Genomic DNA, 13,291 nt, shown 5'->3' on the forward strand with positions numbered 1-13,291 from the left:
CAACCAGCAGTTACCTCCAATACCTATGAACCAGCATATCTCAGTAGGAAAAGCGATATCCCGCGGACACCTCATACTTACATTTCCCTTTATAGTAATACTATCTGCCTCGGCCGGAGGATGTATATACCTCAATAGACAAGGCCTTATACCCACCTGGATGCTGATCACGGGCATCGTACTGTCAATTGTACTGGCCTGCCTGTACTGGAGCTTTTTTGTCATCAAATGGCGGTTGTGGGCGTTTGAGCACGTACGGGATGTACATGAGTTAAAGCAGACCGCTATCGAGCAAGGACTGATCTGGCCGGACGATAGCCTGTTTACCCGTACAGAGATCCGCAGCACTGCTGACAAGGTAAGGTGGATGGCCCTGCAGGGAAGGTTTTATGAGCAGGAAAGTATTGAAGACGATCTGACAATTCCTTCGGAGATAGTGATCCCCTATTCTGCTTCAGGCATATATGTGGAAATAGGGACAATTTTCCTTTGTCTGCCCTGCGCCATCCTCTTTCTAAGGAGGCAGGAACTGCGTATAGCAGGTATAATACTGTTGGTGGCAATAGGGCTGATGACAGTGCTGAAGCTATGGAACAGTAAAAAGAAGAAGCCACCGATCATTATCAGTAACAAAGGTATTCAGGCGGGTAATGCTGTATTCAGCGAGTGGAGAAATGTCAGAAACCCTTCAGTAGTAAAGCAGGGGTCAGCTAATACTGCCAGGTGGTTCCTGCATTATACCTATCCCGGCGGACAAGTACATATTGATATCAACGATTATAACACCTCGGTACTGCAACTGAAATATCTGTTGAAACTATACCGGGCCAGAAATCAGCAAAGGACCGTATGATACGGTCCTTTGCTGTACTTATCTTCAACGCGATTCATAAACAATAGCCTCAACAGCGCCGGTAGCAGAGTTAATCACCCCCTGCCCTGTTTGCCTGGAGGACATGCGCACCCATACCCCTCCATAGTTATTACCGTAGCCAAAGGCGCCCCATATCAGCTTATGCGGCACCCATTGATTGGCAGCAGCCGGCGCAAGGAAGTCGAGAGATTCGCTCAGTTCCTGCAGGATAAAGCCTCCGTTATCAAGGGCGAGGACGAGTGCCTGGTTCCATTCTTCTGTAGTCAGGAACTTGCCTACAAACACATTTTTTCCCTGGAAACCATTGGCTGCTTTGATCACCAACTGGTCTTTTTCCCGCTGTATCAGTTCGCGGAGGTCGTACGTTTGTCCGTGGAAAGTCACCTGGCCTTCTTCCACCGGAACCGTCCAGGGGATATGTTTGAGTACCAGCGCCTTGTCAGCAGGATCTAACAGGTCTTTCTCTGCAATAGCCCGGAGCAGGGAGAGGTTCCTTTTATCCCCCAGCATAGGCGTACCCAGGTGATCGGGCAAATAGATCTTCCCTAATAGGAAAGACCGGAATACATCCGGCGTAACAACTTCTGTAAGTGGATTGAAGATCAATACACTATGAATAGGAACATCTCCCAGGTACAGATCACCGTTCAGTTTTATCTTTAGCGAGGCAATCTCTCCCAGCAAGGTACGCCCTTTCAGCCGGGCATCTGCCAGTTCTTTCTGTAACAGCTCGTCAAAGAATGCACGGATGTTCTCATTATCTTCCGCACTCAGGTCATTCCCGATAGCAATAAATACATTCATGGTACCCTGCAATGCGGGCAGCTGTTTCATGATATTGCTGACGAGGAAGCGGATATATATACGTTGTGTATTCGGAGCAGTGAATGCAGCAGCAGTGGTATCCTTGACCAGTGGCGCATGCAGACTTCTGATAACAGATTCGAAGCTCTGTACCTGCCACCCTCCGATAGACGTACCCATATTAATCTCCAGCACCCTGAAGCCGTCGTTGGTCAGTGTAAGATCAAGCCGGCATCCGACCTCGATATTCTTGTTATGGCATAGCAACCCTATTTGTCCGAGCATTTCATCTCCTTTGAAATAGTAGTCGGCCAGTCTTTTAATATCGTTATTAAAATACAGTGAAGGCACTAAACGCAGTAACTGTGGCAGCCTGGTAGTGAGGTGGTTCAGTTCTTCAGCAGTAGCGCTGTCGATCACAACGGGCCAGGAACTGACGGGGTATTCATAATTTCTGAGAATAGAGGGAACATCATAATGATCAGGATTAATACATAGTGGAAGTTCTCCGGAAACGTCGGTGGTAAAATCATCATACTTCCCGAATAAGATACTGTTCATACTTTTCTGTTTAAGTATTTAATGTTAAAGCACGCCCCAATAAAGCAGGTAAATAGCAAATAGGCTGTTGGAGAAAATAACAGAGAAAAGAATACTTCTGTTACTGATCTTTTTGATACGGAGGAAGAAGTATATATAGGTGAGTAAAAGCAGCACTATGAAGCAATAGATGAGCGTAAAGATCCAGCTGAAGGCAGCAGGCAGGCCGAAAGCCATTACTACAAATCCTTTAGCAGCGGTTTGGGTCAGCGCGTATACTAGTCCGCCCATGGCAACAAGTGCCACCAGTGATAGTATACAGGCCATGATACGCAGGATGCTGTCTGGTAAGGTATAATATTTCTTTCTCAGTAATCTGAAGCTGTAAATACATACAAATGCCAACATCAGCACAAAAGCCAGCGTCAGGGGAGCCAGAAATATGGGGTCGAGACGGTTTAAGCTGGTACCCATTTTCACAATTCCTCCGTTGATAGCAACGTCTTTTACCAGCGTAACCTGGGTAGCGCGTTTAAAGGCAGCACTATCCGGCGTACTACCGGGATGCCCTACAAAAGCAGTCAGCACTTCCCCTCCGATTTTTGAGAAGCTGGGTACATGGCCGAAGGTGGGCGCTTTCACCAGATGGGCATCAGGGAACCTCGTAACTACTGCTTCTCCGTTGGCAGCAGGTGTGATGGGGTCATATCCACCTGAAAATACCAATACCGGATATGTAGCGGCAGACAAGGCCGAAAGATCATGATGGAGGCCGGCGCCTTTCCACTGCCGGCATACGTTAAAGTCAGACTGATAGAAGGATAGTCCGCCGTTCAACGCCGGGAATGCAGCCGCATCCTGCTGGTAAGCCGTATACGAGTTATTGGGTAACACTTCATTACAGCTTACGCAATAGTATACTCCATAGTCCATGCCTAGCAGATTAGAGAAGGTCGATACCAAGTTACTAAGGGGGCCTTCGCTCCTGTTATGAAACTGGTATATCAGCAAAGGGATCACTTCGACCAGCTGTTTATGGTATAGGGCCTGCTGGATAGCCAGCTTGAAATCGGCAGCATTGTAGGTGAAGTATTGTGCAGGCAATACGCTTTTGTCCACCTTTACCGTAATAGGCGCTTTCTCCAGCGCGTCAATTGTTTCATAATATACACGTTCCAGATCAGGATATTGCCTGTTGGTAGCCGGATCATTTTTGCATAGCTGGAATACCTTATTCAGGCTACGCATATAGTTACCGGTATTCTTTACATAATACTGGTCAACGTCTGCAACCGGCGAATCCAGTATCAGGGAGGTAAGATCGGCGGGGTACAGGCTGGCATACACCATAGCCATATATGTACCATAAGACACCCCGTAGACATTCCATGAAGTGTATTTCAGATAAGTCTTTAGTGCATGCAGGTCTTTGGCCACCGACTGACTATGATAGGCGTTAACGTCAATACCTTTGGCCAGCATTTCCTGTTTGCAGGACAGTACCGCTTTGACCTTCTGGGCTTCGTCGGCGGCGGCAGATTCGTTGCTGGCATAGATATTCAGCATAGCTTTTCCCAGATCAGGGCAAAGCCGGGGCTGTGAAAAGCCCGTTCCCCGGATATCCAGTAGTATGATGTCGTTCTTTTCGCGGAGTGGATTGGTGAGCCAGCTAAAGATGTTCTGGATACTGCCTGCTCCGGGGCCGCCTTGCAGGAACACGACCGCCTCCGGGTTTGCAATACCTGCTTTGTTCTTCAGTATAGCTACCGCCATCTTTATCTGTTTACTGCCCGCCACGTCCCAGTTCTCAGGTACGGAGAAGTAACCATAGGTAACAGGGTCCTTCTTCAGAGTTTCGGCATGGGGGTAAAAAGAGGCGGCAGGCGTAAACTGCTGTGCGGTTATATCGAGGAAAGCACAAAGTAAAAAAGTGATGATCAAGAGTCTTCTCATAACAGGGGGGCTTAAAAATCGAAATCAATGTCAATAGTCTCTTCTTTCTCAAAGGCCAGTGCGATATCGAGACTGTCAATCGTAACTGTCATATCTGCTATTACAGTTGTAAGCAGCTGCTGATACCGGCCAAACAGCATCTCTATGGTAGTACTATCATACCTGCCGGTATCATAGCTAACTACACAACGGAGGCCGTCGGCAGCTTCAATACAATTGATCAGCAACGGCATACGGCTGAAGCGTGGAGGCATATGCTGCAACGCTAACTCTACTCCTTCAGCCGGACTGAAGTTGTCATAGTTGAAAGCAGGCGGCTGCAACACAAACAGGATGTCGGGCGTGTTAAGATGGGAAGGAATATCCTGATGAGTATCCAGTTCCAGCATGTCAGTATGTATCGCCTCTATTAATGATGCACATGTTTGTCCTGGTAAGATGCGGCAGCGTAAGGGTAGTGTCCTGACAAACATGCCCGGCTGGTCGTGTAGCGCTGCAACGGCCCGGCCGGAATTGACAGTACCGATGCAGATATCGTTGTGCTTATAGCCCTTATTCAGCAGCATAATAAAGGTACTTACCAGCATTGTATGGACCGATTGCCGGTGCAGGCTGGCAGTTTCCTTTAGCGCTTTATAGCAGTCACTGCTCCAGCTGAAAAGGTAATCTGCGTTATACCCCTCCTGGGCGACCAGACCGGCAGTTACCGGTAGCAGCGGGCTCCAGTGGTATTCATGCAGGTAGGAAGACCAGAAACGTTCGTTCTTTTCCGCCGGATATTGCTGCTGCCAGTATACATAATCCTTGTACTGCAGTGCAGGGAGTTCTGATGCCGGGGCCACCGCCTGGTACAACCGGCTTATCTCTCTGACCAGTAAGCCCATTGACCAACCATCGAGTATAATATGGTGTGAACAGAATGCCAGGTAAGCACCTTCAGGGGAATCAGTTACTGCAACACGTATAAGCAGGTCATTATCAAGATCAAAAGGCTGGTTCAAGAAGGCAGCGATATCAGAGGTGGTGGTTATACGGAAGTATATCTCATCCCTTTCTTTTACCTGCTGACGAGGCTCGCCTTCCTGCTCGAAGAAATTGGTACGTAGTATCTCATATTTTGAGATTAGGCAGTTAAAAGCCTGCTCTAGCTGTGGTATGCTCAGGTCGCCCTTGACCTGGTATACAACCGATACATTGTAGGCAGCTGACATTTCAGGTCCGTGTTGCGCAGCCAGCCATATGGCATATTGTGCAGGCGCGAGCGGATAGTTTGGCAGCACCGGCGCAGGAGTAATGCCCTTTGCGGAGTGTTTACCCGCCTGTTGTACACGAATAGCCAGTTGCTGCACGGCGGGTGCCTCGAAAAGGTCTTTCAATGTGATCCTGGACGACAGCTGCTGCTGCACGAGGTTAACGACCTTTACAGCGTTCAGCGAATGCCCTCCCAAGGAAAAGAAGCTGTCTCTTATACTTACCTGCCCTTCCCAGTCCAGGGCCTCTTTGAATATCTGGCAGAGCGATTTTTCTGTTAAGGTGGCGGGAGCCTGGTACGTATGTTCAACAACAGTAGATTCCAGCTCCAGCGATGCCAGCGCCTTACGGTCTACTTTGTTATTGGGCGTTAGCGGGAATGCTGTGACCGGAATAACAAATGCCGGTATCATATATTCAGGCAGCTCTTCGCGTAGCGCAGCAAGTACCTGCCCGGCATCGAATGTATCAGCAGCAGGAATGATGTAGGCTGCCAGACAGGCTTCCTTCTTCCGTGCAATGACGACAGAAGCGCTGATAGCAGGTAGTTGGTTCAGGCGCGCTTCTATTTCTCCTAATTCAATACGATATCCCCGGATCTTTACCTGGTGGTCATTTCTACCCAGGAAGATTACCTCGCCCTTTCTGTTCCAGTATCCCAGATCACCGGTTTCATACATCCTGCCGCCAGGCACAAAAGGATCGTCAATAAAGCGTTGCGCGGTCAGTTCTTTATTGCCTGCATATCCTTTCGCCAGTCCATCCCCACCGATATATAACGCACCGGGACAATGGGCAGGCAGTGGCTGTAGATGTTCATCCAGGATGTAAAACCGGGTATTATTGATAGGAGAACCGATATTACAGGCATCCTCCGGAGATAGTATATGTTTCACCCCGGACCAGATCGTCGTCTCAGTAGGGCCATACATATTCCACACTTCCCGGCAGCTGGTTAATAGCTTTTCTGCCAGTGCAGCACTCAACAGGTCACCTCCGCATAGTACCTTCAGATGATTGCTACCTTTCCATCCAGCATCAAACAGAAACTGGTAGAAGCTGGGAGTAGCCTGTATGATACGGGGGTTTACCTGCTGTAGCTCATTTAGCAGCAGTTGCGGGTCAGCCAGTAATTGCCGGTCGGCCACATATACGTGAGCGCCGGTAACCAGTGGTGCGAAAAACTCCAGTATGGAAATATCGAAAGACTGTGTTGTGACAGAAAAAAGGGTGTCGCCGGCAGACAATCCCGGACGTTGCGCCATACTTAGGAGGAAGTTAAGCAACGATCTATGCCCGATCTCCACCCCTTTGGGGTTACCCGTAGACCCGGAGGTATAGATGATATAGGCCGTAGCATCCGCAGGTACTTCCGGCAGGCCGGTGATAACCTCATCACCTGTCTCAATGTCTTCTATACAGCGGACGTTACTATGAGAAATAATATAATCCAGCCTGGCCTGCGGGAACTCCGGATCCAGGGGAATGAATGCATTGCCCGCTTTCAATACTCCAAGCAGTACGGCAACCAGCCTGGCAGAACGAGGCATCAGTACCGCCACAGGGCATTCCTTCCCTATACGGGAAGATGTACGCAGGCGCATTGCCATCCGGTCTGATAAGGTATCCAGTTCCTTATAAGTCCAGGCCGTAGTACTGTCAGACACCGCCGGCGCATCCGGCCTTTCTTTCACCTGACGGGCGAAGAGGGACAACAGGGTAGCGTCAGCAGGATAAGGGATGGCCGTATGATTGTTTTCAATCAACAGTTGCTGCTTCTCGGCCGGAGTCAGGTATTCATAGGATAATAACTGCTTACCGGGATCCTGGCATACCTGCTGTAATAACTGTTCAAAATGACCGACAACATCCCTGATATCAGCCTCAGTAAAATAGTTGGTATGGTAGTCAAAATCGATCTTCACATCTTCTGCAGCATCAAACTCCCGGATGTATAAGGCAAGTGCTACCCGCTCAGCACCGTGGGTCAGCGGTACTACACGGGTTTCCGTACCAGCGAAATGATCAGCGTAGTTCTGCTTTTCATAGGACAGCGTCATATTGAATAACCTGTCTTTTGAGGTGAAAGCGTCCAGCTCCTTGATCAGCTTACCTAACGGAAAGCGTTGGTGGCGGTAGTCCTGTCTGAGCTGCTGTTTGATAGCTGAAACGAGGCTTGTAAATGTATCATGAGGCGAAAACTGTATTCTCAGGGCAGAGACCCCCATGAACAATCCGACCGTCTTTTTGAAGGCAGACTTACCTCTGTTGAGTACAGGTAGTCCGACAGCGAAATCATATTGCTGATGTTTCCTCCCGAAATACATGTACAGTACTGCCAGCACAACATGGAAGGTAGTAGCCTTCTGCTGTTGCGCCAGTGCCTCCAGCTGATTATACAACGGGCGTGGCACGATGAGTTCGCGGCGGCTGCTATTATTGACAAATACATTTGGCGCTATTTTGGTAAACAGCCTTTCCGGCAATGCGCGAAATCTGCTGGTCCAATATGTCTTATCTGCTTCAAAGTCTGCAGATACCTGGTACACATCATCATCCTGTCCGAAGTCTGCATAAGTATATACTTCACATGGCTGTTGTTTGGCTAAGGCGAGTAGTTCGTTATAGTTCTTTACCAGCCGCTGAAACAGCAGAGAAGTCCCCCATCCATCGGTAATAATATGGTGGTACATAGAGAAGAGGTAATGCACCTCCTCTGCTACTTTGATGAGCATAAATTTGTGCAGGAACTGTTTATCTTCAAAACTGAAGACTTTCCTGAACCGGGTTTGCATAAAGTCATTTGCTTTCAGGTCAGCGTCTGGCATACGTGAAAAGTCCACGTATTCCAATACCGTATCATGACTATCGAGTACCTGCATATGTACCTCGTCACCTTGTTGTACGATGATGCTGCGATAGGTATCATGCTGATCAATAAGCGCAATGTAGGCCCTGTTCATTATTTCAGGAACTATTTTACCCCTGATAAGGATTTTAGCGCCAATATTGTAAATGGGTTCATCAGGGTATAACAACTGTTCGAAGTAAACGTCTTGCTGGGGAAGTGTCAGTTTCATAATGTTTGTTTTTAATCAAACCCACATACTTTCTACCTGTTCGGGTTCTTTGCTGACGTGGATATCTTTAACAATGGTTCCATATTCAAATTTGACAACGCGATCGGCATATTGAAAGTAGGCGTCGTCATGGGTAACGGCAATGATAGTTTTGCCTTCTTCTTTCAGTTTGGGGATCATTACCTCATAGAAGAATTTTCTGAAATGAGGATCCTGATCGGCAGCCCATTCGTCGAGAATCAGTACGGGTTTCTTTTCAAGCAGCGCAAAGATCAACGACATACGTTTGCTCTGCCCTTTAGAGAATTTACGTCTGGCAGCTGCATCGTCGTCTGCAGCTACTATCTTATCCAGCTGCATGGTAGCGAGTAGTCTGTTGTATTCTTCATTATTGACAGTCTCATAATTCTCATAGTTGTGAGAAAAGATGTGGTTGTCTGTGAACACCGCAGCTATCATTTGCTGAAGACGGTCCTGGTTAGCCGGATCCGCTTTACCATTTAATAAGAGTTCTCCACTGGTGGGTGCATACAAGCCTGTCAGCACGTTTATAAAGGTACTCTTACCAGAGCCATTGCCTCCGATGATGAAAACCACCTCTCCTTTCTTAACCTCCAGATTTACAGGTCCGAGTGCAAATACCGAATCATTGGTATCATTGCGGTAAGCAAAACGTAGTCCCTGGTATCGCAGGGACTCGAAGGACGTAGCTGCTGACAGTGTCTGCTTCTCTCCTTTCTGATCTATATCAAAGTCAGTCATGAACTTTTTGATCCTGCCATTAGCGACCATAAAACGGGCATACATCTGTTGCAGGTTAATCAGGTTGTTGATAGGGCCTGAGATAAATAATATCACCACTACATAAGAGATGACATCGGCCCTTTCCAGGATACCTGCAGCAGGAAGCAGGAATAACACGACTCCCACGACAAAGTATAGCCCGTATTGACTGATAAGATTAATAGACAGGAATACATAGTTGATCCGGAAGTCCATTTCCCTTGCTGTGTCCCTGTTAGGAACCAGGAATTTGTTCATGAGATTCTCTCTGCGGAAAAAGCCCAGCTTCAGTTCTTTGAAGCCTTTGATCACATCATCGACGTACCTGAAGTAGTTCTCATTGTAGCCCCGGAGTATGCTCACCTGCTTAGCCATGGATCTCATCACAGTGAGATAGCAACCCGCCACCATCAGAATCATACCGACTACGATCAGTGCAGATATTACTGAGAGGGTGAACATATAAACCAGGCACAATAGCAGCATCAACAATGAATTGACGGTGTGTGTAACTGTATAAGGCAGGAACGAGAAGGTACGCAGATCTTCTACAGCCGTAAAGAAACGCTGTGAGCCAAACTTCTCCAGTTTGATCAGCGGAGCGGATAAGATCCTGTCAAATATCCGTTTCTCATTTTCATACAGCATCGTGTACGAAAACTTATTCAGTTGCTTTTGAAACACCACATTAAGTAAGTAGGTGTAGACTATGAGAGAAAGAAATACGATCCCCATGTAGTCTTTCAGGAACGCTTCATTTCCTCCTAATACGTTGTTAATGATATATACGATGGAAAAGCTGAGCAGTGTGTTGGGCAGTGCATAAGCTACGAGGAACAGGATGTTTTTGGGTTTCAGCTGGAACATCTTACAATGGAATTTGGTGAGCTGTATTTCATACAGCACTGTTTAATGATAGCGGCAATAGCTGCCGCATGCTGGTGAATAAAGAAGTGGTTGCCGGGTAGTACCTGTTTATCAAAATGGCCAAGTGTAAAATTCTTCCAGTTGTCAATACGGTCAGCCAATTTCTCTTCATCGCCCATTATGGCATAGATAGGTGCCTGAATTTTCGTGCCGGCCTCAAAATCTTCATCTTTCTCCAGTGTCTCGAAGTCTGCCCGCAGAATCGGCGCAAAATGCTCATATAACTCAGCACTTTCCAGGAACTCCTGCGGCACACCCCCCAGTTTAACCAGTTCCTGCAAAAAGTCTTCATCATTCATGAGATACCTCTTAGGCCCTTCATGGTACTTAAGGCCGGGACCGGCATTGCCGGATACAATCAGCGCTATCGGCGGATCTCCCAGGACTTCCAGTTCCTTTACAACAGAAAGGCCGAGCGTAGCGCCCATACTATGACCATATATCAGGTAGGCCTCTTTGTTTCTTTGCCTGCGGATCGCCGCCACATAGTCTTTAATAGCAGACGGCTTGTCTGCCAGCAGCGACTCTCTGTATCGCTTTCCCCGGCCAGGAAGTTCGAGGGGTAAGAATTTCATGTCTTTGTCCATCTGTTTACGCAGGAAATCAAAAGAGTAGCAGTTTCCGCCCGCGAAATGAAGTAAAAAAATCTGCATGGTAATCGACTTTTGTGTATAACCGGATTAGTTGGCTCTGTTATTCTCAGACTGTCCAGTAGCCTTGCTTCTATAGTTTGATTTCTTCAGTCTGCCAAAGCTGTAGGTAGCAATGAATCTGAAGTAGTTGGTATTATAAGTTCTGTCATAGAATATTTCGGTTTGTCCTACGCCATAGGTACCGGATGCATTGGTATCATGAAAGATATCATTGGCGAGTATCCGCAATTTCAATGTATTCTTAAAGAAATCCTTTTCAATACCTACTGTTACAGTAGACCGGCTTTTATCGTAGTAGAGCCCATAGTATTTATCGCCGAGGTACCAGGCCAGCACCTGCAGTTTAAACAGATCGTGTACATTGAATGTATTGTTTGTATACAGGTAGATCTGCGGGCGTGGCCTTACAAATACGAAGTTGTATTTATTATCGATGAGTTTATTGTAGCTCAGGTTGACAGTATTGGTGGAGGTCCAGCCTTTTACTGTTATTGTTTTGGCCAGGGAAGCAAAGTAGGTATGGCCTTTGTCCAGATTAATGGCTTTCAGCACATAGCTATTAGGACTACTTCCCCTCAAGGCTGCAGCATCAATTGGGTCAATGGAATAGTTATAGCCAATCCTGAAATCAAACTTTCTGAAGTTGGCTCCCAGCTCAAAGGCGTGCACTTTTTCAGGAATCAGGGTTGGATTTCCTTCAATGGTTGTGAAGGGGTCCTGATATACTACGAATGGATTCAGTGCCTGATAACGTGGCCTGGTGATCCTGGAGGCGTATGACGCCCTTAATCTGAAGGACTTGCCAGCGGTAGTAGTCAGCAGCAGGTTGGGAAACAGGTTGAAGTAATTGTCTGATATCAGTTGTCCGCCGCTTACGCTGGTGTTCAGTTCATAGTTAGTCCATTCGCCTCTCAACCCCGCAGAGAAGTCTACTTTGGAAGAGATAGCGCCGTTAAAATTGATATAGGCTGCGGGTATCTTCTCTATATACCTGAAATTATTGGACAATTCCTCATCCCGCTTGTATTCACCGCCATTGTCAGATATCACGAATGTGGTACCGGATGATGTGTTTACATAGCTGAATTTTGCCCCGAGATCCAACCTGTTTTTGGTATTAAATACCTTTGAATAGTCTGTCTGTGTACTTGAAATAGTGATTTTATGATCTACATTGTTCCGCAGATATCTGAACGACGCCGCAGTATTCACCACCCTGTTTTCATCGATGAAGTCATCGATATCTGAATTATAGTAAGAATACTGGCTCCCGATAAACAGTGTGGAGCCAAGGGTATCGATAGTACGGTTATAGTTTAAGGTAACAGAGTTATTGTGTTTGACGTCCTTTTTATCTATATCACTGGTGTAGAAGCTGTTATCCGCTTTAGTGAGGATGGTGTTTTTACTATCCTGTGAACCGCCCAGATCTTCCAGATAACCATTGTATTCCAGGGAAATATTGTTCCGCTGATCGATATTATACTGCACTCCCAGGCCGTAATTGGAGAAGTTCTTAAATCGGCGGTTCCAGTCCGTCTGCAGGTCTGAACTGAGGTAATCGTCTGTAGCAGGTCTGGTTCTGGTAGTATGTAGTACTTCCCGGCTTTTTCCAAGTAGCAGTCCATAGTTGCCAATAAAGGCGAACTTACCCTTTGTATATGTCAGGTCAAGAAATGTGTTGGTATTGCTACCAGCAAATTCGGAGGTTGTGACATACTGACTTACTGTACCCATGATGCCCTGAGTCGTGTTAGGCTTTGTAACGATATTGATCACAGCTTTACCCTCTGCATCATACCTTGAAGAAGGGTTGGAAATGATTTCAATCTTCGCTATCTGGGATGCAGGTATAGCTGACATGCGTTCAGGCGTTATCTGTTTACCATTGAGGTAGATAATAGCCTCTCCTTTACCAAAAACGGAAATGCGGCCATCATTCACGACAATATTAGGAGACCTCGATAGTATCTCATTAACGGAGCTGCTGGTAGCTAATACTGTATTAGCTACATTGACGTCTATATTGCCATTGGGATTGTATTTAATCAGGGCTGCCTGGCTTTTTACCTGTACCTCGTTTAACTGGAACCGGCCATGCTTAAGTTCAATGGTACCGAGATCCACCAGTTCCTGACCATTGTAGCTTACACGGATAATGGTATCTGAGAATAAGAGAGAGGTCAGTTTCAAGAGGAACTCACTTCTGTTAATGTCTTTTACCTCGAAGACGCCATTCATGAAAGCCCCTCCTTTGATTAGTGAGGAATCAGTATTCAGCAGGATGACATTTCCCATCAATGGTTCATTGCTGGCATTGATCACCTTTCCGGAAACAGCACGGATTTGTTGTGCATTAGCTATGGAGGATAAACAAAACAGGATTAATACGCTGGTTAATCTGATAATGGAAAAGTTCATACGTT

At 46.8% G+C, this 13,291-nt stretch carries 7 protein-coding genes; 1 reads left to right on the forward strand and 6 read right to left on the reverse strand.

Annotated elements, in window-relative coordinates; genetic code table 11:
• Window positions 1-25: 25 nt before the first annotated feature.
• Window positions 26-853, forward strand: coding sequence for a hypothetical protein (locus K1Y79_RS22720; protein ID WP_220252491.1), 828 nt, complete (start codon window positions 26-28; stop codon window positions 851-853).
• Window positions 854-877: 24 nt separating this feature from the next.
• Here K1Y79_RS22720 and K1Y79_RS22725 read toward each other — a convergent pair whose 3' ends face one another.
• Genes K1Y79_RS22725 through K1Y79_RS22750 form a run of 6 tightly spaced genes read right to left on the reverse strand, consistent with a single transcriptional unit; the run spans window position 878 to window position 13,286 of the window.
• The gene (locus K1Y79_RS22725; RefSeq protein WP_220252492.1) at window positions 878-2,239 is read right to left on the reverse strand and encodes a hypothetical protein; all 1,362 of its coding nucleotides are present in this window, start codon (window positions 2,237-2,239) and stop codon (window positions 878-880) included.
• A gap of 24 nt (window positions 2,240-2,263) precedes the next feature.
• Window positions 2,264-4,171, reverse strand: coding sequence for an alpha/beta fold hydrolase (locus K1Y79_RS22730; protein WP_220252493.1), 1,908 nt, complete (start codon window positions 4,169-4,171; stop codon window positions 2,264-2,266).
• A gap of 11 nt (window positions 4,172-4,182) precedes the next feature.
• Window positions 4,183-8,502 (reverse strand): non-ribosomal peptide synthetase, encoded by a 4,320-nt coding sequence (locus K1Y79_RS22735; protein WP_220252494.1) that lies wholly within the window; start codon window positions 8,500-8,502, stop codon window positions 4,183-4,185.
• 15 nt (window positions 8,503-8,517) lie between these two features.
• On the reverse strand, window positions 8,518-10,152 hold the full coding sequence (locus tag K1Y79_RS22740) for a cyclic peptide export ABC transporter (RefSeq protein ID WP_220252495.1): 1,635 nt from the start codon (window positions 10,150-10,152) through the stop codon (window positions 8,518-8,520).
• Window positions 10,140-10,865 carry a thioesterase II family protein gene (locus tag K1Y79_RS22745; RefSeq protein WP_220252496.1) on the reverse strand — a complete coding sequence of 242 codons (726 nt, stop codon included), beginning with the start codon at window positions 10,863-10,865 and terminating at the stop codon, window positions 10,140-10,142. The genes K1Y79_RS22740 and K1Y79_RS22745 overlap by 13 nt, the downstream gene beginning before the upstream one ends.
• Before the next feature lie 27 nt (window positions 10,866-10,892).
• Window positions 10,893-13,286 carry an outer membrane beta-barrel family protein gene (locus K1Y79_RS22750; protein WP_220252497.1) on the reverse strand — a complete coding sequence of 798 codons (2,394 nt, stop codon included), beginning with the start codon at window positions 13,284-13,286 and terminating at the stop codon, window positions 10,893-10,895.
• Between the last annotated feature and the right edge of the window lie 5 nt (window positions 13,287-13,291).

The organism is Chitinophaga rhizophila (assembly GCF_019492185.1).
Taxonomy (GTDB): domain Bacteria; phylum Bacteroidota; class Bacteroidia; order Chitinophagales; family Chitinophagaceae; genus Chitinophaga; species Chitinophaga rhizophila.